This is a genomic window from Klenkia brasiliensis, assembly GCF_900100695.1.
Classification (GTDB): domain Bacteria; phylum Actinomycetota; class Actinomycetes; order Mycobacteriales; family Geodermatophilaceae; genus Klenkia; species Klenkia brasiliensis.
In genome coordinates, this window is sequence record NZ_FNCF01000006.1 from 88,170 (window position 1) to 110,422 (window position 22,253).

Annotated in this window: 17 protein-coding genes; 5 read left to right on the forward strand and 12 right to left on the reverse strand. The window is 74.6% G+C overall.

Features of this window, described 5'->3' with window-relative positions:
* Positions 1-3: 3 nt before the first annotated feature.
* The 6 genes from BLT39_RS17395 to BLT39_RS17420 all read right to left on the reverse strand — a co-directional run bounded on the left by BLT39_RS17395 (position 4) and on the right by BLT39_RS17420 (position 7,640).
* A complete protein-coding gene (locus BLT39_RS17395) occupies positions 4-2,286 on the reverse strand; it encodes an MMPL family transporter (RefSeq protein ID WP_091066596.1) in 2,283 nt (760 codons plus the stop codon).
* Between the two features lie 9 nt (positions 2,287-2,295).
* Positions 2,296-2,904: a TetR/AcrR family transcriptional regulator gene (locus BLT39_RS17400; RefSeq protein ID WP_165640305.1), complete on the reverse strand. Its 609-nt coding sequence runs from the start codon at positions 2,902-2,904 to the stop codon at positions 2,296-2,298.
* A gap of 43 nt (positions 2,905-2,947) precedes the next feature.
* Positions 2,948-3,382 carry an SRPBCC family protein gene (locus tag BLT39_RS17405; protein WP_091066602.1) on the reverse strand — a complete coding sequence of 145 codons (435 nt, stop codon included), beginning with the start codon at positions 3,380-3,382 and terminating at the stop codon, positions 2,948-2,950.
* 189 nt (positions 3,383-3,571) lie between these two features.
* Positions 3,572-5,302, reverse strand: a complete 1,731-nt coding sequence (locus BLT39_RS17410; RefSeq protein WP_091066606.1) for a glycerol-3-phosphate dehydrogenase/oxidase — start codon at positions 5,300-5,302, stop codon at positions 3,572-3,574.
* A gap of 120 nt (positions 5,303-5,422) precedes the next feature.
* The gene (gene glpK, locus BLT39_RS17415) at positions 5,423-6,928 is read right to left on the reverse strand and encodes a glycerol kinase GlpK (RefSeq protein ID WP_091066610.1); all 1,506 of its coding nucleotides are present in this window, start codon (positions 6,926-6,928) and stop codon (positions 5,423-5,425) included.
* Complete coding sequence (locus BLT39_RS17420) at positions 6,921-7,640, reverse strand: IclR family transcriptional regulator (protein WP_091066613.1); 720 nt, start codon at positions 7,638-7,640, stop codon at positions 6,921-6,923. The genes glpK (BLT39_RS17415) and BLT39_RS17420 overlap by 8 nt, the downstream gene beginning before the upstream one ends.
* 192 nt (positions 7,641-7,832) lie before the next feature.
* Here BLT39_RS17420 and BLT39_RS17425 point away from each other — a divergent pair, with 192 nt between their 5' ends.
* Both BLT39_RS17425 and glpK (BLT39_RS17430) read left to right on the forward strand, forming a co-directional pair.
* Positions 7,833-8,570, forward strand: coding sequence for an MIP/aquaporin family protein (locus BLT39_RS17425; RefSeq protein ID WP_207508110.1), 738 nt, complete (start codon positions 7,833-7,835; stop codon positions 8,568-8,570).
* A gap of 44 nt (positions 8,571-8,614) precedes the next feature.
* Positions 8,615-10,135 carry a glycerol kinase GlpK gene (glpK, locus tag BLT39_RS17430; protein ID WP_091066617.1) on the forward strand — a complete coding sequence of 507 codons (1,521 nt, stop codon included), beginning with the start codon at positions 8,615-8,617 and terminating at the stop codon, positions 10,133-10,135.
* 65 nt (positions 10,136-10,200) lie between these two features.
* Here glpK (BLT39_RS17430) and BLT39_RS22555 read toward each other — a convergent pair whose 3' ends face one another.
* Together BLT39_RS22555 and pgm are read right to left on the reverse strand one after the other, a co-directional pair.
* Positions 10,201-10,566, reverse strand: coding sequence for a hypothetical protein (locus tag BLT39_RS22555; RefSeq protein WP_165640299.1), 366 nt, complete (start codon positions 10,564-10,566; stop codon positions 10,201-10,203).
* A gap of 362 nt (positions 10,567-10,928) precedes the next feature.
* On the reverse strand, positions 10,929-12,563 hold the full coding sequence (gene pgm / locus BLT39_RS17440) for a phosphoglucomutase (alpha-D-glucose-1,6-bisphosphate-dependent) (RefSeq protein WP_091066621.1): 1,635 nt from the start codon (positions 12,561-12,563) through the stop codon (positions 10,929-10,931).
* Positions 12,564-12,683: 120 nt separating this feature from the next.
* Here pgm and BLT39_RS17445 point away from each other — a divergent pair, with 120 nt between their 5' ends.
* Complete coding sequence (locus tag BLT39_RS17445) at positions 12,684-15,968, forward strand: DEAD/DEAH box helicase (protein WP_165640306.1); 3,285 nt, start codon at positions 12,684-12,686, stop codon at positions 15,966-15,968.
* Positions 15,969-15,999: 31 nt separating this feature from the next.
* Here BLT39_RS17445 and BLT39_RS17450 read toward each other — a convergent pair whose 3' ends face one another.
* Positions 16,000-16,863 (reverse strand): alpha/beta fold hydrolase, encoded by an 864-nt coding sequence (locus tag BLT39_RS17450; protein WP_165640307.1) that lies wholly within the window; start codon positions 16,861-16,863, stop codon positions 16,000-16,002.
* A 139-nt stretch (positions 16,864-17,002) separates the two neighbouring features.
* Between BLT39_RS17450 and BLT39_RS17455 the strand changes: the two genes are divergently transcribed.
* Together BLT39_RS17455 and BLT39_RS17460 are read left to right on the forward strand one after the other, a co-directional pair.
* Positions 17,003-17,710, forward strand: coding sequence for a glutamine amidotransferase-related protein (locus BLT39_RS17455; protein WP_165640308.1), 708 nt, complete (start codon positions 17,003-17,005; stop codon positions 17,708-17,710).
* A 37-nt stretch (positions 17,711-17,747) separates the two neighbouring features.
* Entirely contained in the window at positions 17,748-19,535 is a 1,788-nt protein-coding gene (locus tag BLT39_RS17460; RefSeq protein WP_091066634.1) for a DEAD/DEAH box helicase, read from the forward strand.
* Between the two features lie 102 nt (positions 19,536-19,637).
* On the opposite strand, the gene BLT39_RS17465 is transcribed toward BLT39_RS17460, so the two are convergent.
* From BLT39_RS17465 to BLT39_RS17475, 3 genes are read right to left on the reverse strand one after another with little or no spacing between them, the layout of a single operon-like run.
* A complete protein-coding gene (locus tag BLT39_RS17465) occupies positions 19,638-20,072 on the reverse strand; it encodes a GNAT family N-acetyltransferase (RefSeq protein ID WP_207508111.1) in 435 nt (144 codons plus the stop codon).
* A gap of 22 nt (positions 20,073-20,094) precedes the next feature.
* Entirely contained in the window at positions 20,095-21,627 is a 1,533-nt protein-coding gene (locus BLT39_RS17470; protein ID WP_242658515.1) for a flotillin family protein, read from the reverse strand.
* Positions 21,624-22,169 carry a hypothetical protein gene (locus tag BLT39_RS17475; protein ID WP_091066642.1) on the reverse strand — a complete coding sequence of 182 codons (546 nt, stop codon included), beginning with the start codon at positions 22,167-22,169 and terminating at the stop codon, positions 21,624-21,626. Before BLT39_RS17475 ends, BLT39_RS17470 begins: the two co-directional genes overlap by 4 nt.
* Positions 22,170-22,253: the final 84 nt, after the last annotated feature.

Genomic DNA, 22,253 nt, shown 5'->3' on the forward strand with positions numbered 1-22,253 from the left:
AGGTCAGTCGCCGGGTGCCTCGTGGCGCCCGTGCCCGGTGCCCGCCGCGGCCGGCTCGCGCGGACCGGCGCCGGCGGCACCGTGCGCGCCGTGGTGGCCCGGGCCGTCGAGCTTGGCGCCCTCCACGTCCAGGTCGGGCAGCACCTTCTCCGCCCACCGCGGCAGCCACCAGGCCGAGCGGCCCATCAGCACCAGGACGGCGGGCACCAGGGTCATGCGCACCAGGAAGGCGTCGATGAGCACACCCACCGCCAGCCCGAAGGCGATGGACTTGACCACCGGCTCGTCGATCGTGAGGAAGCTGGCGAACACCGAGAACATGATCAGCGCCGCGGCGGTGACCACCCGGGCCGCGTGCCGCATGCCCTCCAGCACGGCCTCGCGCGGGGACGCCCCGTGCACGTAGGCCTCCCGCATGCGCGAGACCAGGAAGACCTCGTAGTCCATCGCCAGCCCGAACAGCACCGCGATGAGGATGATCGGCATCAGGCTGACCACCGGGCCGGCGCTGGCCACCCCGAACAGGTCGATCAGCCAGCCCCACTGGAAGACCGCCACCACCGCACCGAAGGACGCCACCACCGACAGCAGGAACCCCAGCGCGGCCTTGACCGGCACCAGCACCGAGCGGAAGACCAGCAGCAGCAGGACCACCGACAGGCCGACGACCACCAGGGCGAAGGGCACCAGCGCGGCACCCAGGGTGCTGGAGACGTCGATCGCCACCGCGGTCTGCCCGGTCACCGCGATCGTGCCGCCGGTCTGCTGCTCCAGCTGCGGGGCCAGGTCGCGGATGTCGCCCACCAGCCGGGTGGTCGCCTCCTCCTGCGGGCCGCTCTCGGGGATGACCTGGATCAGCCAGGTGGTCTCGCCGATCTGCTGCGGCACGGCGGCCAGGACGTCGTCCAGCCCGCCCGTCGTGGTGCCGGGCACCAGCCCCGGCGTGCCGCCGATCGCCTCCGCGACCGCCTGCGCACCGGCCTGCCCGCCGGCGGCGTCGACGCCGTCGAGCAGCACGACCAGCGGGCCGTTCAGCCCGGGGCCGAAGTACTCGGCGACCGCGTCGTAGGTGGCCCGCTGCGAGCTGCCCTCGGCGGCGGTGCCGTTGTCGGGCAGGGCGAGCTCCAGCTCGGTGGTCGGCAGCGCGACCACCACCAGCCCGGCGACGACGAGCAGTGCGGTCAGCCACGGCACCCGGGTGACCAGCGCGGCCCAGCGGACACCGAGCGACCGCCCGCCCGAGGCGCTGGCCTCCTCCAGCCGGGCGGTGCGGCTGCCCGGCCGCGGCGTCAGCCGGGCACCGGCGAAGCCCATCAGCGCCGGCACGAGGGTCAGCGCGACGGCGACGGCGACCAGCACGGTGCCGGCCGCGCCCAGGCCCATGACGGTCAGGAACGGGATGCCGACCACCGAGAGGCCGGCGAGCGCGACCACGACGGTGAGCCCGGCGAACACCACCGCGGAGCCCGCGGTGCCCACGGCGCGGCCGGCCGAGTGCTCGGGGTCGGCGCCGGCGGCGAGCTGGCTGCGGTGCCGGGACAGGATGAACAGGGTGTAGTCGATGCCGACCGCCAGGCCGATCATCAGGGCCAGCGTCGGGGCCGAGGACGACAGCGTGGTGAAGCTGCCGATCGCCAGGAACCCGAGCAGCCCGACGGCGACGCCGACCAGTGCGGTGAGCAGGTTCATCCCGGCGGCCAGCAGCGAGCCGAGGGCGATCGCGAGGACGACGACGGCGACGGCCACGCCGACGAACTCCAGCGGCCCCACGGTCACCGCCGTGGTCTGGAAGGCGTTCCCGCCCACGTCGACGGTGAGCCCGGCGTCCGAGGCGGCCGACGTGGCGTCCTGCAGCTGCTCGAGGGCGTCGTCGGCCAGCAGCGTGTTGTTGACCGTGTACTGCACGTTCGCCAGCGCGGCCCGGCCGTCCAGGCTGATGGCCTGCGACTGGAACGGGTCGACGACCGCCCCGACGTCGGCGACCTGGCCCATCGCCTGCACGGCCTGCTCGATGGCCTGCTGGGCGGCCGGGTCGGCGACGCTCGACCCGTCCGGTGCGATGAACACGACCTGCGCGCTGGCGCCGGCCGCGGCCGGGGAGACCTCGGTGAGCCGGTCGAGGGCCTGCTGGGACTCCGAGCCGGGGATGGTGAACCGGTCGTCGAAGGACAGCCCGCGCACCAGCACGGCGGCCGCGACGCCGGCGAGGACCAGCACCCAGACGGCGACGACGGCCCACCGGTTGCGGAACGAGGCGCGGCCGAGCCGCTGCAGCAGGGTGGACACGGGGTGCTCCTACGGGGTGGGGGCGGTGACGCCCCGGACGAGGGCGAGGAAGGCGGTGCGCTCGATCGCGCCCGCGGGGGTGCCGGGTGTGCTGGCCGAGGCGAGGGCCAGGCCGTGGTGCAGGGCGAGGAAGGCGTGCGCGACGTCGGCCGCCGGCGCGGTGAGGGTGATGCCCAGGGTGTCCGCCGCGCGGACGAGCACCTCGGCGACCTGGGCGGCCATGCCGGCGGAGAAGCGGTCCAGCAGCCTGGCTGCGTCGGCGTCGCGGGCGGCGAGCAGCTGGTACTCGGTGAGCACGAGGGTCCAGGTGCGGCTGGCGTTGAGCAGGCCGGCCACCCGGTCGACGGCGGCGACCAGCGGGTCGGCGGCGCCGGACACCTCGGCGACCAGCTGCTCGGCGGCGGCCAGGTCCCGGGCGGTCTCCCGGGTCATCAGGGCCGCGAAGAGCTCGTGCTTGGTGGTGAAGCTGGAGTAGAAGGCGCCGCGGGTGAAGCCGCCGCGGCGGCAGATGTCCTCGACGCTGGCTGCGGCGAAGCCGGTGTCGGCGAAGGTCTCGAGGGCGGCGTCGAGCAGCCGTTCGACGGTGACCGCGCGGCGGCGGGTCGTCGGGGCACTCACGATGCAGGACTGTATTGGATACAGCCCTGCATCGCAGCGCCGGTCAGATGGTGGGCAGCACCTTCTTCATCTGCTCCTCGGTGTCCGTGCCGAGCTTCTCGAGGGCCGGCTTGAGCAGCGGCCCGGCGACCGACGCGACGCCGTGGAAGTCGAAGTCGACGTGGTAGGTGATCTCCGTGGTGCGGGGGTCCACCGCGCGCAGGGAGATGTCGTCGGTCGAGGTGACCGTCTTGTTCTCCCCGACCAGCGTCAGGTGGTCGGGCTCCCACCGCTCGAGGCGGTACTCGAGCTCCGTCTCCCGGCCCATGAACTCGCTGACGTTGTGCCAGCGCGAGCCCACCTGGACCGGCTGGCCGTCCAGCGGGGTGCAGGTCTTCGTGCCCGGGTCCCAGGCCTCGGCGTGGGCGAAGTCGGCGAGGTAGGGCCCCACCTTCTCGATGGGGGCGTTGACGGTGAAGGTGCGCTCGACGGTCGGCATGCCCGCCGTCCTTCCCGCTCCCCGAGGAACTGAACCGCTTGTTCCGCAGGTCAGCGAACCGGACCGTCCACACGCGAGGACGACGGGCGGGGCCCGAGGGACGAGTGGCCCCGCCCCGAGGACGAGCAGGACGGCTCAGCACAGCCGCCGTGGGCACCTGGCCGCGGTTGGAGGCCGCAGGCCGACCATCTACACGAGCGCGCGCCCCACCGCGACGCGGCGGATCTCGGGGGCGGCGATCCGGGCGGCGTCGGCCTCCTGGTCGTTGCTCTCGGTCTGCGACCGGCGCTCGGCCTCGACGCGGGCCTGGTAGGCGGCCACCTCGTTGGCGATGCGCTCCTCGTCCCAGCCCAGGACGCCGGCCACGGCGCGGGCCACCGGCTCGGCGGACTCGGTGCCGCGGTGCGGGGTCTCGATCGAGATCCGGGTGCGCCGGGCGAGCAGGTCGTCCAGGTGCAGCGCACCCTCGTGCGCGGCGCCCCAGACCATCTCGACCAGCAGGTACTCCTCGGCGCCGGGCACGGGCTGCAGCAGGTCGCGGTCCTCGGCGGCCAGGGCCAGCACGTCGGGGGTCATCGAGCCGAACCGGTTGAGCAGGTGCTCGGCGCGGTAGCGGCCGATGCCCCACTGGTCGGCCAGCCGGTCCAGGGAGTTGACCATCGCGTGGTAGCCCTCGGCGCCCAGCAGCGGGATGTCCTCGGTGACGCTGGCCGGGATGCTGCGGGTGACGTCCTCGGCGACGGCGTCCACGGCGTCGGCGGCCATCGGCCGGTAGGTCGTGTACTTGCCGCCGGCCACGGAGATGACGCCGGGCGAGGGCCGGGCGACGGCGTGCTCGCGGGAGAGCTGGCTGGTGTCCTCGGACTCCCCGGACAGCAGCGGGCGCAGCCCGGCGTAGACGCCGGAGATGTCGTCGTGGCTGAGCGGGGTGGTGAGCACGGCGTTGACGTGCTCGAGGATGTAGTCGATGTCGGCCTTGGACGCCGCCGGGTGGGCCTTGTCCAGGTCCCAGTCGGTGTCGGTGGTGCCGACGATCCAGTGCGAGCCCCACGGGATGACGAACAGGACCGACTTCTCGGTCTTGAGGATCAGCCCGGTCTCGCCGTTGATCCGGTCGCGCGGGACGACGATGTGCACGCCCTTCGAGGCGCGCACGTGGAACCGGCCGCGGCCGCCGACCAGGGTCTGCAGGTCGTCGGTCCACACGCCGGTGGCGTTGACCACGACCTCGCTCCGGACGTCGACCTCCTGGCCGGTCTCCACGTCGCGCACCCGGGCGCCGACGACGCGGCCGCCCACGCGGGTGAAGGAGACGACCTCGGCGGAGTTGAGCACGGTGGCGCCGTACTTGGCCGCGGTGAGGGCGACGGTGAGGGTGTGCCGGGCGTCGTCGGCCTGCGCGTCGTAGTAGCGCACGGCGCCGACCAGGGCGTCGGGCCGCAGCGCCGGGAAGAGCTTGCGCGCGCCGGTGCGGGTGAGGTGCTTCTGCGCGGGCATCGGCTCGCTGAGCGCACCGAACCGGGCCAGGCCGTCGTAGAGGGCGAGACCGGCGGTGACGTAGGGCCGCTCCCACACCCGGTGGGTGAGCGGGTAGAGGAACTGCAGCGGCTTGACCAGGTGCGGGCTGATCCGGTTGACCGCGAGGTCGCGCTCGTGCAGCGCCTCGCGGACCAGGCCGAAGTCGAACTGCTCCAGGTAGCGCAGCCCGCCGTGGAAGAGCTTGGAGGACCGCGAGGAGGTGCCCGACGCGAAGTCGCGCGCCTCGACCATGGCGGTCTTGAGGCCGCGGGTGGCGGCGTCCAGCGCGACGCCGGCGCCGGTGACACCGCCCCCGACGACGAGGACCTCGAACTCCTCGGCGGCCAGCGCGGCCCACGCGGCGGCACGCTGCTCGGGACCCAGGACGGGGACGGCGGACATGGCGAACTCCTCGCGACGTCGAGTCCGGCGCGGCTCTGCTCCGGACGCTCGACCGCCACGGTAGGACCGGGGCACGGGCCCGGCGACGCGAGCCGTACGACGATGTCGTACAGCTGCGGGTCAGTCGGCGCCCCACGCGATCGACAGCCGGACCGCCTTCTCCCAGGTCGGGTACTCCGCGGCCAGCTGCGCCGCGCGCCTCGGCACGGGGCTCCACTGCGCCGACCGGTGCCAGTTGCGCCGCAGCGCCTCGACGTCGGCCCACAGCCCGACGGCCAGGCCCGCGGCGTAGGCCGCGCCCAGCGAGACGGTCTCCCCGACCATCGGCCGCACGACGGGGGTGTCCAGCACGTCGGCGACGAACTGCATGAGCAGGTTGTTGGTGGTCATCCCGCCGTCCACCCGGAGCGAGGGCAGCTGCAGCCCGGAGTCCGCGGCCATCGCCAGCACCACGTCGCGGGTCTGCCAGCCGGTCGCCTCCAGCACCGCCCGCGCCAGGTGCCCCTTGGTCACGTAGGAGGTCAGCCCGGCCACCAGCCCGCGCGCCTCGCCGCGCCAGTGCGGGGCGAGCAGCCCGGAGAAGGCGGGGACGACGTAGCAGCCGCCGTTGTCGGCCACGGTGCGGGCCAGCGTCTCGATCTCCGGGGCGGTGGCGATCAGCCCGAGCCCGTCGCGCAGCCACTGCACCAGCGCGCCGGCGACCGCGACCGACCCCTCCAGCGCGTAGTGCACCGGCTCCCCGGCCAGCTGGTAGGCCACCGTGGAGATCGACCCGGACCGGGTCCGCACCAGCTCGGTGCCGGTGTTCTGCAGCAGGAAGCTGCCGGTCCCGTAGGTGCACTTGGCCTCGCCCGGGGTGAAGCAGGCCTGCCCGAACAGCGCCGCCTGCTGGTCGCCGAGGGTGCCGGTGATCGGGATGGGCGACCCGAGCGCGGTCGCCGTCCCCAGCTGCCCGACCGAGGGCCTGATCTCGGGCAGCAGCGCGGCCGGGATGCCGAAGAAGTCCAGCAGGACGGGGTCCCAGGTGCAGCTGCGGCAGTCCATCAGCGACGTCCGGCTGGCGTTGGTCACGTCTGTGACGTGCACGCCGCCGTCCGGGCCCCCCGTGAGGTTCCAGACCAGCCAGGTCTCCATCGTGCCGAACAGCAGCTCCCCGGCCTCGGCCCGCTCCCGGGCGCGCGGCACGTGGTCGAGCACCCAGCGCAGCCGTGGGCCGGCGAAGTAGCCCGCGATGTCCATCCCGCTGCGCTCGCGGACCACCGCGGCGTCGGGCCGGGACGAGAGCCGGGCGACCAGGTCGGCGGTCCGGGTGTCCTGCCAGACGATGGCCCGGGTGACCGGCCGGCCGGTCGCCCGCTCCCACACCACCGTCGTCTCGCGCTGGTTGGCGATGCCCAGCGCCACCACCTCGCCCGCGGACGACGCCGCGTCGCGCAGCGCCTGGGCCGCCGTCCGCTGGGTGTTGGCCCAGATCTCCATCGGGTCGTGCTCGACCCAGCCCGGGCGGGGGAAGAACTGCCGGTGCTCCCGCTGGCGCACCGACACCAGCCGGCCGCCGCGGTCGAACACGATCGAGCGGGTCGACGTCGTGCCCTGGTCCACGGCGAGGACGACGCGGTCAGCCATGCCAGCCCAGCTCCCGGGAGATGGCCTGCGCCGACTCGACCACCATCGACACCAGCAGCGGCCGCGGCTGGTGCTGGCGGTCCAGCACCGACTCCGCCGGCCCGCTGATGCCCAGCGCGGCGACCACCAGGCCGGTCGAGCCCCGCACCGGTGCGGCCAGCCCCGCCGTCCCCGCCTCGTGGCCGCCGTCCTCGGCCGCCCAGCCACGGGCCCGGACGGCGGCGACGTCGGCCCGGCGGGCGTCGACGGTGCCCCGGACCGAGCGGTGCGGGGCGAAGGCCAGCAGCACCTTGCCCAGCGCGGTGCGGTCGGCGGGGAGCACGCTGCCGACGTCGAGTACCTGGGCGGAGTCGTCGGGGCGGAACACGTGGTGCACCACGCGGACCTGCTCGCGCTCGAGGATGGCCAGCCGGACGGCGTGGCCGCTGCGGGAGGCCAGTGCGTCGGTCCAGTTCGACGCCCGGGAGCGCAGCTCGTTCACGTCGAGGTGGCCGGCGCCCAGCCGCAGCAGGCCGGGGCCCAGCGCGTAGCGGCCCTCGCGGTCCTGCTCGACGAACCGCACCCCGAGCAGGGTGCGGAGCAGGCTGTGCGCGGTGGTCTTGGGCAGCCCGACGGCCGCGGCGATGTCGGTGACGCCGAGGGTGCCACCGCTGCCGGCGACCACCTGCAGGATCGCGGCGGCCCGCTCGAGGGACTGCACGGATCCGGGCACACCGCGGAACCTAGGCCATCCGGCACCCGGTGGTCCTGTCCGACCATGTCGTACGGCGGCGCTTCCGCGCGGTGATCGGGCCCACCTAGCGTCCCCCCGACAGCGCCGGAGGGTGATCGGGGACACAGGCGGCACCCCTCGGCGTCACACCGGCCCGCACCGCCGCGGGCCCAGTGGACAGGAGCACCATCCATGGACCAGGTCAGTCTGCTGACCGTCTTCGGCAGCGAGGTCATCGGCACCGGGATCCTCATCCTGCTCGGCGTGGGCGTCGTCGCCAACGTCCTGCTCGCCAAGTCCGGCGCCCTCGGCGGCGGCTACATCGTGATCATCTTCGGCTGGGGTCTGGCCGTCTTCGCCGGCGTGTACGCCGCGGCCAAGTCCGGCGCCCACCTGAACCCGGCCGTCACCGTCGGGTTGTGGGCCAGCGGCGCCTCGGAGTACGCGCCGGGCGTCCCGATCACGATCAGCTCGACCCTGGTGTACTTCGCCGGCGAGCTCGTCGGCGCGTTCCTCGGTGCGGTCGTGGCCTGGGTGGCCTTCCAGAAGCACTACCAGGAGGAGACCGACCCGGGCACCATCCGGGGCACGTTCTGCACCTCGCCGGCCATCCCGAGCCCGGTCAACAACGTGCTCACCGAGCTGATCGGCACCTTCGTGCTGATCTACATCATCCTGCGCTTCGGGGACACCCCGACCGAGATCGGCCCGCTGGCCGTCGCCCTGCTGGTCGTCGGCATCGGCGCCTCGCTCGGCGGCCCGACCGGGTACGCCATCAACCCCGCCCGCGACCTCGGCCCCCGCATCGCCCACGCCGTGCTGCCCATCAGGAACAAGGGCGACAACGGGTGGGGCTACTCCTGGGTGCCGATCGTCGGTCCGGTCCTCGGCGCGCTGCTGGCCGGCGGTCTCGTCAACATCACCAGCTGAACCCCTCGCCCCCTCACCGACCTCAGAGCAGAGGAGACACCCCCATGGCAGGCAAGTACGTCGCCGCGATCGACCAGGGCACGACCAGCACCCGCTGCATCCTGTTCGACCACGACGGGAAGATCGTGGCCACCGGCCAGAAGGAGCACGAGCAGATCTTCCCGCGCGCCGGCTGGGTCGAGCACGACCCGATGGAGATCTGGGGCAACACCCGCGAGGTCGTCGGCCAGGCCCTGGCCCGCGGCAACGCCTCGACCTCCGACATCGTCGCGGTCGGCATCACCAACCAGCGCGAGACCACCGTGGTGTGGGACCGGACCACCGGGCAGCCGGTCTACAACGCGATCGTCTGGCAGGACACCCGCACCGGGAAGATCTGCGACTCCCTCGCCGCGCTCGGCGGCGGGGACGAGCGCTACAAGGACCGGGTCGGCCTGCCGCTGGCGACCTACTTCGCCGGGCCCAAGGTCCGCTGGATCCTGGACAACGTCGACGGCGCCCGCGAGCGGGCCGAGGCCGGTGACCTGGTCATGGGCACCATCGACTCCTGGCTGATCTGGAACATGACCGGCGGGACCGACGGCGGCAAGCACCTCACCGACGTCTCCAACGCCAGCCGCACCATGCTGATGGACTACCGCACCCTGGAGTGGCTGCCCGACATCGCCGAGGAGATGGGCATCCCGATGTCCATGCTCCCGGAGATCCGGAGCAACTCCGAGGTCTACGGCGAGGGCCGGGCGGCCGGGTTCCTGGCCGGCGTGCCGATCTCGGGGTCGCTGGGCGACCAGCAGGCAGCCACCTTCGGGCAGGTCTGCTTCGAGCGCGGCATGGCCAAGAACACCTACGGCACCGGCAACTTCATGCTGCTCAACACCGGCGAGGAGGCCGTCCCGTCGGAGAACGGCCTGCTCACCACGCTCTGCTACAAGCTGGGCGACGCCAAGCCGGTGTACGCGCTGGAGGGCTCCATCGCCGTCACCGGGTCGCTGGTGCAGTGGCTGCGCGACAACCTGGGCATGATCAAGGACGCCCCGGAGATCGAGACCCTGGCCGCCGGCGTCGAGGACAACGGCGGGGCCTACATCGTGCCGGCGTTCTCCGGCCTGTTCGCCCCGCACTGGCGCTCCGACGCCCGCGGCGCGCTGGTCGGCCTGACCCGCTACGTCAACAAGGGCCACATCGCCCGCGCCGTGCTGGAGGCCACCGCCTTCCAGACCCGCGAGGTGCTCGACGCGATGAACGCCGACTCCGGCGTCGACCTGACCGAGTTGCGGGTGGACGGCGGCATGGTCGGCAACGAGCTGCTCATGCAGTTCCAGGCCGACGTGCTCGACGTGCCGGTGATCCGCCCGGAGATCGTGGAGACCACCGCGCTGGGTGCGGCCTACGCGGCGGGCCTGGCGGTCGGTTTCTGGTCCGACCTCGACGAGCTCACCGCCAAGTGGGCCGAGGACAAGCGCTGGGAGCCGGCGATGGACGCCGGCGAGCGCGACCGGCAGTACCGCAACTGGCAGAAGGCCGTCACCAAGACCCTGGACTGGGTCGACGACGACGTCTCCTGACGCCGGGTGAGCACGGTCCGGCCCCCTGCACCCGGTGCGGTGCAGGGGGCCGGACCGTCGGGCGGTCAGCCCGGTGGGCCGGCCGACCAGCTGCGGACCGTGGGCAGGGCGGCGAACACGGCGGTGGTCACCGGGAGCACGAGGGCGACGACGGTGAACCCGGTGATGCCGTAGCGCTCGTCGGCGGAGAGCCGGGCCAGGCCGATCACCAGCGACAGCAGCAGGACCCCGACGGCGGCCAGCGTGCCGACCAGCAGCACCGGGCCCGGACGGCGCTGCAGCACCCGCACCCCGCCCCAGACCATGGCCGCGGCGCACGGGAGGCCGAGGATGAGGACCCGGCTGGACACGTCGTCGCTGCCGGTCAGCACCCCGACCAGGAAGGCCAGCGACCCGACGGCGGTGAGCCCGCCGGTGACGAACCCGAGCACGGCGGCCGTGGTGGCGACCCCGGGCCGGCGCGGCGGCTGCGGGCCGTGGCCGGGCGGGCCGTACCCCGTAGGGCCGTACCCGGGCGGCCCGTAGCCCGGAGGCGGGCCGTACCCGGGCGGCCCGTACCCCGGAGGCGGGCCGTACCCGGGCGGCCCGTACCCCGGCGGCGGCCCGTACCCCGGAGGTCCGTAGCCCGGAGGCGGCCCGTACCCCGGCGGCGGCCCATAGCCCGGGGGCGACCCGTAGCCCGGAGGCGAGCCGTGGCCCGGATCGCCGTGGTCGGGCTGGGGGCCCGGCACGGGCGGCGGTGGGTGGTGGCCCGGCCGCGAGCTGTAGCCGGACGCACCGGGGTCGGGCGAGGTCACGACCCCAGGGCCGCGGAGACCACGGCGCGGGCCTCCTCCTGGACCTGGGCCAGGTGGTCGGGCCCGCGGAAGGACTCCGCGTAGATCTTGTAGACGTCCTCGGTGCCCGACGGGCGTGCGGCGAACCAGGCGTTCTCGGTCGTCACCTTGAGCCCGCCGACCTTCGCGCCGTTGCCGGGGGCCTCGGTGAGCTTGCCGGTGATCGGCTCGCCGGCCAGCTCGGTGGCGGAGACGTCGGCGGGGGAGAGCTTGCCGAGCTTCGCCTTCTCCTCGCGGCTGGCCGCGGCGTCGACCCGGGCGTAGGCGGACTCGCCGAACCTCTCGGTCAGCCCGCGGTGCAGCTCGCTCGGCGAGGACCCGGTGACCGCCTGGATCTCCGACGCCAGCAGGGCCAGCAGGATGCCGTCCTTGTCCGTCGTCCACACCCCGCCGTCGCGGCGCAGGAACGACGCCCCGGCCGATTCCTCGCCGCCGAAGCCGACCGACCCGTCGATGAGCCCGGGCACGAACCACTTGAAGCCGACCGGCACCTCGCGCAGCTCGCGGCCCAGGTCGGCCACCACCCGGTCGATGAGGGAGGAGGACACCAGCGTCTTGCCCACCGCGGTGGACGGTGCCCAGTCGGGCCGGTGGGCGAACAGGTAGGAGATGGCGACGGCCAGGTAGTGGTTGGGGTTCATCAGCCCGCCGTCGGGGGTGACGATGCCGTGCCGGTCGGCGTCGGCGTCGTTGCCGGTGGCGACCTGGAACCGGTCCTTCTGCTCGATGAGCGAGGCCATGGCGGACGGCGAGGAGCAGTCCATCCGGATCTTGCCGTCCCAGTCCAGCGTCATGAACCGCCACGTGGCGTCGACCAGCGGGTTCACCACGGTGAGGTCGAGACCGTGCACCTCGGCGATGCGGCCCCAGTAGTCGACGCTGGCCCCGCCCAGCGGGTCGGCGCCGATGCGCACCCCGGCCGCGCGCACGGCGTCCAGGTCGAGCACGTGCGGCAGGTCGGCGACGTAGTCGCCGGTGAAGTCGTGGCCCCGCGCGGCGGCGCGGGCCTTCGCGAAGGGCACCCGCCGGACGCCGTCGAGCCCGGCGCGCAGCAGCTCGTTGGCGCGGTCGGCGATCCAGCCGGTGGCGTCGGAGTCGGCCGGGCCGCCGTGCGGCGGGTTGTACTTGAAGCCGCCGTCGCGGGGCGGGTTGTGGCTGGGCGTGACCACGATGCCGTCGGCCAGCCCGGAGCTCTTGCCGCGGTTGGCCCGCAGGATGGCGTGGCTGACCGCGGGCGTGGGGGTGTACCGGTCGGCGTCGTCGACCAGCACGGTGACGTCGTTGGCGACCAGCACCTCCAGCGCGCTGGCCCACGCCGGCTCGGAGAGGCCGTGGGTGTCGCGGCCGACGAACAACGGGCCGTCGAAGCCCTGGCCGCGCCGGTACTCCACGATCGCCTGCGTGGTGGCCAGGATGTGCGCCTCGTTGAACGCACCGTCGAGGCTGGACCCGCGGTGGCCGCTGGTGCCGAACACGACCTGCTGGCCCGGGTCCTCGGGGTCGGGCTGCACGGTGTAGTAGGCGGTGACCAGGTGCGCCAGGTCGACCAGGTCCGAGGGCTGGGCCGGGGTGCCGGCGCGGTCGTCGCTCATGCCGGTGATCCTCGCCCGTGCCGCCCCCCGCTGGCGAGTCGTCGTCCACAGGTCACGGTGCTGTCCACAGATCGCGGCGGCGCGCCCGGGATGTCGGTGGCCGTGGCTACCGTCGTGGACGTGACCGCAGCGCTCTCCCTCCCCCTGGACGAGGAGTTCCTCGCGTCCTGCTTCGGGGACGCGGTGACCTTCCGCGGCCGGGCCTGCCTGCGCGAGCGCAAGGTCCGCTCGGTCACCGTGCAGTCCGGCGACCACGTCTCCGGCGTCGTCGCCGGGTCGCGCGGCGAGGTCTACCAGGTGGCCGCGTTCGCCGACGTCGAGGAGTGGGTCAGCCGCTGCACCTGCCCGGTCGGGCAGGCCTGCAAGCACGCGGTCGCGGTGCTGCTCAGCCTGGGCCCCGACGGCCAGGGGGCGGCGGTCGACCAGGCCGGGGCGCTGGTCGAGGCGTGGCCCGCCGCCGCTCCCCGGGTGGCCACGCCCAAGCCCGCCTGGCAGACCGCGCTGGCCGACCTCACCCCGAACGCCGCCGGCACCGACCTGGTGCCGATCGGCCTGCAGTTCGAGCTGAACGCCGCGACGGGGCGCTCCGGGCAGCGGGTGCCGGTCCAGGTCCGGCTGCGGCCGGTGGTGCCCGGTCGGGCCGGCCGGTGGGTGCGCACCGGCATCTCCTGGCGCGACCTGCCCTTCGAGTACGGCCCGCTGCGCCGGGTGCCCGAGCACCGCGACGTGCTCGTCGAGCTGTACCGGGCCGCGCAGAGCGCCGGCAGCACCGGCTTCTACGGCACCACCGACGCGGTGTTCCTCGACGACGTCGGCCCGCAGCTGTGGCGGCTGCTGGCCGAGGCGCACCGCGCCGGGGTCACCTTCGTGACGGCGAAGACCCAGGCCGAGCGGGTGGTGCTGGAGCCGCCGGCGCCGCTGCGCATGGAGGCCACCCGCGACCGCGACCTGCTGCTCGAGGCGGTCGTGGGCCGGGCGTCGGGGCCGTCCCCGGTGGCCGGGCTGACCCTGGTCGGCACCCCGGTGCACGGGGCGTTCGAGGTCGCCGACGACGCACTGCGCCTGGTCCCGTTCGCCGGCCGGGTGCCGGTGGAGCTGTCCCGGATGATCTCCCGCTTCCCCCGGCTGGAGGTCCCCGCCGCCGACGTCGAGCGGGTCCGCGCCGAGCTGGTGCCCGCCCTGCAGCGCATGGTCGAGTTGGTCTCGCCCGACGGGTCGGTCGAGCTGCCCTCGGTCGAGCCCCCGGTGCTGGCGCTGACCGTCAGCCACGCCGAGGGTGCCCGGCTGACCCTGGAGTGGGCGCTGATCTACCCGGCCGGCCCGGTCGAGGGCGACGGCGTCCCCGAGGGCCGGCGGGTCCCGCTGGGCGGCGCGGGCAGCGACCCGGGCCGCGACGACCGCGCCGAGCGGGCACTGCTCACCGGCCTGGTGCTGCCCGACGGCCGGTTCCCGCAGCTGCGGCAGGCCACCGTGCAGCGCGGGCTGGTGCCCACCGTCGAGCTGCGCGAGCTCGACGCCGCGGTGTTCTGCGAGGGCGTGCTGCCCTCGCTGCGCGCCCAGGGGGTGAAGGTCACCGAGCTGGGCGACGCCCCCGACTACCGGGCCGCCACCTCCGCGCCGGTGGTCAGCGTGTCGGTCACCGACCCCGCCGCCGACGGCTCCGACTGGTTCGACCTGGGCATCACGGTCACCGTCGAGGGCCAGGAGGTGCCCTTCGCGCACCTGTTCCGGGCGCTGGCCACCAAGCAGACCCACCTGTTCCTGCCCAGCGGCACCTACTTCCCCCTCGACGGGCCCGAGTTCGCCGTGCTGGCCCAGCTCATCGCGGAGGCCGCCGGCATGGCCGACCCCCGCAAACCGCCGACGCGGATCAACCGGTGGCAGGCCGGGCTGTGGGGCGACCTGCGCCAGCTGGGCGTGGTCGCCGAGCAGAGCGCCCGCTGGGAGCGCAGCACCGCCGCCCTGCTCGCCCTCGACGAGGTGCCCACCCCGCCGGTCCCGGCCGGGATCACCGCGCAGCTGCGGCCCTACCAGCTCGAGGGCTACCGCTGGCTGTCCCTGCTGTGGGACCACGACCTCGGCGGCGTGCTCGCCGACGACATGGGCCTGGGCAAGACCCTGCAGGCCCTCGCTCTGCTGCAGCGGGCCAAGGACGCCGGCCAGCTGACCGCGCCGGTGCTGGTGGTCGCCCCCACCAGCGTGGTGGGCAACTGGGTGTCCGAGGCGGCCCGGTTCGCCCCCGGCCTGGCCGTCACCGCGGTCGAGGAGACCTCGGCCAAGGCCGGCCGGCCGCTGGCGGAGCGGATCGCCGGCGCCGACCTGGTGGTCACCTCCTACACGCTGCTGCGCCTGGACGAGGCCGAGTACGCGCGGGCCGCCTGGCGCGGGATGCTGCTGGACGAGGCCCAGTTCGTGAAGAACCGGCAGGCCAAGGCCTACCGCGCGGCCCGCACCGTCGACGCCCCGTTCAAGCTGGCCATCACGGGCACGCCGATGGAGAACAGCCTGATGGACCTGTGGTCCCTGCTGTCCATCTGCGCGCCCGGGTTGTTCCCCGACCCCGAGGCGTTCAACGAGCTCTGGCGCCGACCGATCGAGCGGGGCACCGACCCGGGCCGGCTGGGCACCCTGCGCCGCCGGTTGCGGCCGCTGATGCTGCGCCGCACCAAGGAGCTGGTGGCCGCCGACCTGCCGGCCAAGCAGGAGCAGGTGCTCGAGGTCCGGCTCACCGGCCGGCACGAGACGCTCTACCGCACCGCGCTGCAGCGTGAACGCCGCAAGGTGCTGCGGCTGGTCGAGGACATGGACGCGCACCGCTTCGAGATCCTGCGGTCATTGACGCTGCTGCGGCAGCTGGCGCTGGACCCGGCGCTGGCCGACCCCGAGCACGACGCGGTCCGCTCGGACAAGACCGAGGCGTTCCTGGAGCACCTGCGCGAGGTCCTGGCCGAGGGCCACCGGGTGCTGGTGTTCAGCCAGTTCACCGGCTACCTGGCCCGCATCCGCGCCCAGCTGGACGCCGAGGGCATCGGCTACGCCTACCTCGACGGCAGCACCCGGCAGCGGCCCGCGGTCATCCAGAGCTTCACCGACGGCGTCGTCCCGGTGTTCCTGATCAGCCTCAAGGCCGGCGGGTTCGGGCTCAACCTCACCGCCGCCGACTACGTGTTCGTGCTCGACCCGTGGTGGAACCCGGCGGCGGAGGCCCAGGCGGTCGACCGGGCACACCGCATCGGGCAGACCCGCAACGTGATGGTCTACCGGCTGGTCGCCAAGGACACCATCGAGGAGAAGGTGATGGCGCTCAAGGCCCGCAAGCAGGCCGTCTTCGACCAGGTCGTCGACGACGACGGCACGCTGTCCGCGCCGCTGACCGCCGAGGACATCCGCGGCCTGTTCGACTAGCCCCGACGGTGCGCCCGACCGGGGCCGGTCCCTACCGTCGCTCGACCGCCTCGAGGAAGCGGCGGACGGTCTCGGTGAAGACCTCGGGGGCCTCCGAGTGCACCCAGTGCCCGGCGTTCTTCACCCGCACCAGCCGCACCCGCGGGAACAGCTCCTCCATCCGCGGCCGGTCCGCGTCCAGCACGTAGGACGAGTGCGCGCCGGCGATCCACAGCACCGGGCCGTCGAACACCGCGCCGGCCGGCGGGTCGGGGAACTCCCGCAGCACCGCGAGGTCCCGGGCCAGCACCGGCAGGTTGAGCCGCCACCGCCACGCTGCTCGTCCACCCGCCCCGCCACCCCCGGCCGTCCCGTCGCGCACGAGGGACTGCAGCAGGAACCCGCGGACCATGTCGCTGGGCACCGCGGCGGCCAGCGCCGCGTCGGCCTCCTCCCGCCGGGTCAGCGCGGTCAGGTCCACGGCCTGCATCGCCTCGATGAACTCGGCGAACGGGGAGGCCTCCTCGTCCGGGTCGTCGGTCCGGCCACCGGTCAGCGGGTAGACCGACGGCGAGATGTCGACGACGACCAGCCCGCGCAGCAGCTCCGGGTGCCGGAGCGCCAGCTGCATCGCGACCTTGCCGCCCATCGAGTGCCCGACCAGGGTCACCGGCTCGCCGAACCCGGTCAGCAGCGCGGCGACCAGCTCGGCCATCTCGACGTAGTCCAGCCGGTCGGTCCACGGCGAGTGCCCGTGGTTGGGCAGGTCCACCAGGGTGACCCGGTGGCCGTCCTCGGCCAGCTGCTTGCCCACCGTCGTCCAGTTGCGGCCCTGGCCGAACAGGCCGTGCACGAAGACGACCCGGGGGCCGTCGTCGCCGAGGGTCCGGGTGGCCAGGTCGAGGTCGGCGCTCACCCCGACATCCGACCAGACGCCGGCGACCGGCGGGGCAGGAGCCACCCTGCGGGGACGGCGGGACCGGTGTGGCGACCGGGGCGGTCCCCGTCCCGTGTCGTCACCGGGCGACGGGCGGGCCGACCCCCAGGGTGGTCCGGTGATCACCGGCGAGGCAGTGGTGTGGGCAGGCAGCGGCACCCTGTGGCCCGGCACGGGCTGGGGGGACCCGCTGGCCGAGCAGCTGGCCGCGCTGGGCTGGCGGGTCTCGCTGGTGCCGTGGGGTGACCCGGCCTTCGAGCACCGCGGCCGTCCCGACGTGCTGCACGTGTTCAGCGGCGGCCTCGAGGCCGTCGGGTCCGGCACCACGGCGATGGCCGAGCGGCTCGACGCCGTCCGGTCCGCCCTGGCCGTGGCCGACGAGGGCCGCGCCGCGGTGGTCGGCATCTGCCTGGGCGCGCAGATGGTCGCGGCGGTCGCCACGGGGACGGCACCCCAGCCGGTCGCCGCCGGCGGCGAGGTCGGGGTCACCACCGTGCACGGGCACGGCGTCCCCGACCTGACCGTGCCGACCGCCCACGTGCAGGAGGTGCCCCCCGCGGTGCTGCACCGGCCGGGCGTCCGGTTGCTGTGGAGCAACACGGTCAGCACCGTGCAGGGCTTCGCCGTGGGCCGGGCCGCGGTCGGCGTGCAGTTCCACCCCGAGCTCACCGTGCCGGAGTCCCGGTGGGCGTCGGCGTCGTTCCGGTCGCTGCTCGACGTGCCCGACGCACCGCCGGCCACCGGCGCCGTCGACCCGGCCGGCAGCCTCTCGACGGTGCTGGCCGCAGCCGGCGCGCACCACCGGGTCGGCGCGCTCGCCGCCTGACCCGGCGCGGGCCCGCCGGCACGTAGCGTCGGACGCCGTGCCCGGACGACGCAGGACCACCCGCACGGCCACGCCGCGCACGGCCGCCCCCCGCAAGGCCGCCCCCCGCAAGGCCGCCGCCCGCACAGCCGCGCCGCGCAAGGCTGCCCCGCGCACGGCCGCTCCCGGCAAGGCCGCCCCGCGCACGGCGGCGACCGCGCCTCCGCGGGCGGTCGCCGGCGCGGGGGAGCGGGTGTGGGTGCTCGCCGTCCCGTTCCGCGCCCCGGCGCCCGGCGCCGTGTGGGACAAGGAGCTGCAGGCCCACGTCTGGGTCGGCGCCACCCCGCCGCCGGAGCTGGCCCCCTACGTCCCCGGCCCGCACACCGTGGAGCGGTTCCTGGAGGACGAGCTCAACCCCGACCCCCGCCCGGTGCCCGCCGGTGACCGGATGACCCCGCGCGCCGAGCAGGTCACCGGGGCGGCCGCGGTCGCCGCCGCCGAGGCCGCCGGTGCCCGGATGTTCCTGCTCGGCGACGACCCCGGCGTGGGCAAGACCGGCACCGCCGTCCTGGCCGTGCAGCAGATCGCCGCCCGCCGCGGCGCGCGGACCGTGCTCGTCGTCGCCGACCGCCCCGCGGCCATCACCATCCCGCACTGGACGCGCTCCATCAGCGCCTTCGGCGCCGGTGACCTGCGCTGGTGCGTCACCACCTGGGACCGGCTGGGCAAGGTGCGGGACCTGCGGTTCGACGTCGTGGTGGCCGACGAGGCGCACATGGTCCGGCACACCACCACCCAGCGGTGGAAGCACTGGAAGGCCGTCTCCGGCGGCGGCCGGGTGAAGGACGCGCCCTTCGTGCTGCTGACGACGGCGACACCGGCGCACTCGCCGCTGGAGCTGCCCTACCTGGCGCCGCACTTCGCGACGCTGCACGGCGAACCGCTGCGTGCCTGGGCCGACCTGCCCGCCCGGCTGACCGAGCACGGGTTCCACGTGGAACGTGGCCGCTACGGCAGCACGTGGACCGAGGACCCCGACGAGCGGCGCGCCGACCTCGCCCGGCTGCGCGGCTGGCTGACCGACACCGACCCGCCGACCACCCTGCACCGGGCCGCTCCATGGGGCGACGTGCAGGTCACCGGCACCCCGGTCGCGCTGACCCCCGCCGAGCGCGCGCAGTACGACAGCGACTGGCAGGAGTTCCGGGCCGAGATGCAGCTGGCGAGGAGGTCCCGGCAGACCGCCCGGGGCCGGGCCGCGCTGCTGCGGTTCCGGCAGAAGGCCGGGCTCATCCGGGTGCCCGCGACCGTGGACTGGGTGCGGGCGCAGGTGGAGGCCGACCGGCAGGTGGCGGTCTCGGTCGAGTTCGTGGAGACCGCCGCCGACTCGATCCGCGAGGCCCTGCTGGCCGCCGGGGTGCCGGTGTCGGGCATCTACGGCCGGGACCGCTTCGACGTGGAGGCCGAGCGACTGCGGTTCCAGCGCGGGGAGTCCCGGGTCTGCGTGTTCACCGTGACCGCCTCGATCAGCCTGCACGCCGGCGAGCAGCTGCCCGGCGGCACCGCCGCCTCGACCACCCCGCGGGTGGGCCTGTTCCACCAGCCCCGGTTCTCCGGCATCGCCGCACGCCAGGTCACCGGTCGCACCCACCGCGACCACCAGGTCTCGCCGTGGCGGATCGCCTACGCCGAGGACACCGTCGAGGAGCAGGTGGCCAGGGTGATGGTCGAGCGGCTGGCGGTCACCGGCTCGACCGCGGGCGGCGACACCGCCGGCCTGCAGCAGATCGCCGAGCTGCTGGACGCCGACTGGCTGCCCCAGGCCTCGCTCACCGGCGCGGACTGAGGCCGCGCCGCGTGGTGATCATGGGGTTCTCGCCCGGGGACACGCCGGCCCCGGGCGCGTCCCCGTCACCGACCCCATGATCACGGGCAGGACGGGCGGGCCTCAGGCGGGCGCGACCATCCGCATGGGCAGGTGGGGGATGCCGTCCTCCAGGTAGTCGTCGCCCGATCGCCGGAAGCCGAACCGGCCGTACCAGCCCTCCAGGTAGGCCTGGGCACCGATGTCGACCGTGCGGCCGGCGCACAGCTCCAGCCCGCGCCGGACCAGCTGCGCCGAGAGCCCCCGGCCGCGGGCGGACCCCGCCGTCGCCACCCGGCCGATGGCCCGGTCCGCGCCGTTCTCCAGCACCCGGATGCAGGACAGCACCTCGCCGTCCTCCCCGGGCACCCAGACGTGCAGCGTGCCCGGCTCGGCGTCCCGGCCGTCGAGCTCGGGGTAGGGGCAGGACTGCTCCACCACGAACACGTCGACCCGCAGCCTGAGCAGGCCGTACAGCTCGGCGGCGGACAGGTCGGCGAACCGCTTCTCGACGATCACGCCGACCATCCTCGCCCCCGGCTCAGCCGTGGTGGCCGTCGACCTGACCGTCGACGGGCACCTGCTGGGCCGGGCCGACTCCCATCCGGTCGGCGGCGGCCCCGGACAGCCGCTCGAGCAGCTTCTGCACGTCCAGCCCGGTGAGGTCGCCGGACAGCTGCAGCCCCTGGGCGACGTTCGAGGCCACCGACCTCGACAACGACCCCGGGCCGTCGGCGCTGATCACGGTCATCTTCTCCACGCTGGACAGCGGGGCGGCCGCGGCGGAGACGACCTCGGGCAGCACCTTGACCAGCAGGTCCAGGATCGCCGCCTCGCCGTAGGTGCTGAAGGCCTGCGAGCGGGCGTCCATCGACTCGGCCTCGGCCTTGCCCTTGGCCAGGATCGCCGCGGCCTCGGCCGCGCCCTCGCGCTCCACCGCGTCGGCGATGGCCTGCCGGCGCAGCTTCTCGGCCTCACCGCGCTTGGCGCCCTCGATGGCCTCGGCCTCGGCCAGCGCCGAGCGGCGGGCCCGCTCGCCCTCACCGGAGAGCTTGGCCTGCTCGGCCGCGGCCTGGGCGGCGGCGATGGTGGCCTGCCGGTCGGCCTCCGCGGTGAGGATCTTCGAGTTCTTGCGGCCCTCGGCCTCCTGCTCCACCCGGTACCGCTCGGCGTCTGCCGGCCGGCGGACCTTGGTGTCCAGCTGGGCCTGGGTCAGCGAGGCGTTCCGCGCGGCGACCTTCTCCTGTTCGGCGAGCACCTGCTGGTCCTGCGCGGCCTGCGCCAGCGGACCGGCCGCGGCGGCCTTGGCCTTGGCGGCGTCGATCTCGGCGTTGATCTCGGCCTGCTTGAGGGCCAGCTGCCGCTGGGACACCGCGATGGCCTCGTCGGCGAGCAGCTGCTCCTGCTGGGCGGCCTGGCGGGCGCGGGCCTCGGCGATGGAGGCCTCCTTGAGCACCCGGGCGGCCTCGGGCCGGCCCAGGTCGGCCAGGTAGGTGCCCTCGGCCTGGATGTCCTGCAGCTGGAAGGTGTCCAGCACCAGGCCCTGGCCGGTGAGCGAGGACTCGGCCTCCTCGGCCACGGCGGAGGCGAAGGCGGCGCGGTCGCGGATGATCTCCTCGATCGTCAGCCGGCCCACGATGGAGCGCAGCGCACCGGCGAGCACCTCCGAGGTGAAGGTGTCGATGCCCTGCTGCTGCTGCAGGAACCGCTGCGCGGCGGCGCGGATGGAGGACTCGTTCCCGCCGACCTTGACGATGGCCACGCCCTCGAGGTCGCACTTGACGCCCTGCTTGCTCACCGCGCCCCGGATGCCGACCGGGATGCGCCGGCTGGACAGGTCGAGGGTGTGCAGCTTCTGCACCACCGGCAGCACGAAGACGCTGGCGCCCATGACGACCTTCTGGCCGGACATGTCGCGGCTGACCGTGCCGTCGGCCCCGGTGACCGACCGGCCCTGCCGGCCGGTGACCAGGAAGGCCTGGTTGGGCCCGGCCACCTTGATCCGGGAGAGCACCAGCAGCACGAGCAGGATCACGAGGACGGCGATGCCGCCGATCGCGTAGAGCAGGGTCACGGGGTGGTGCCTCCTGACGGGTCCGGGGCGGTCGAGACGACCTCCACCGAGGTCGGCGACGGGGTGTCGACGACGTAGACGGGGGTGCCGGTCGGCAGCGGGACCTCGCTGCGGGCGGCGTACTTGAGCTGCTGGCCGTGCAGGGACAGCCGCACCTCGCCGAACCCGCCGGCCGGGACGGCGGAGACCACCACGCCCTGCGCACCGAGGACGTCGCCGCCGGTGAGCGTGGGCGTGGTCGGCATGTCCCGCAGCGCGGACGCGAGCTTGACCGCACCGGCGGCCAGCGGCAGCGCCACCACGACGCCGACCAGCAGGCAGAGCAGCACGGTGACGGCGCCGGGGAGCGCCGGCAGCAGTGCCGAGGCCGCTGCCCCGCCGAAACCGACCCCGCCGACGAACGCGGCGATCGCCGGCAGCGAGAACGGGCCGTCGGCGTCGGGGTGGCCGAGACCGGCGAGCTCCCCGCCCAGCAGCGCGACCAGCAGGACCAGCACACCGACACCACCCACGGCGAGGAACGCGATCGCGGTGGCGTCCAACGTGCTCCTCGTCGACGGCGGGCGGGTGGGCCGACAGCCTCACAGGCCCGACGGGTTCCGATCAAGCCCCGATCAGGATCTGTG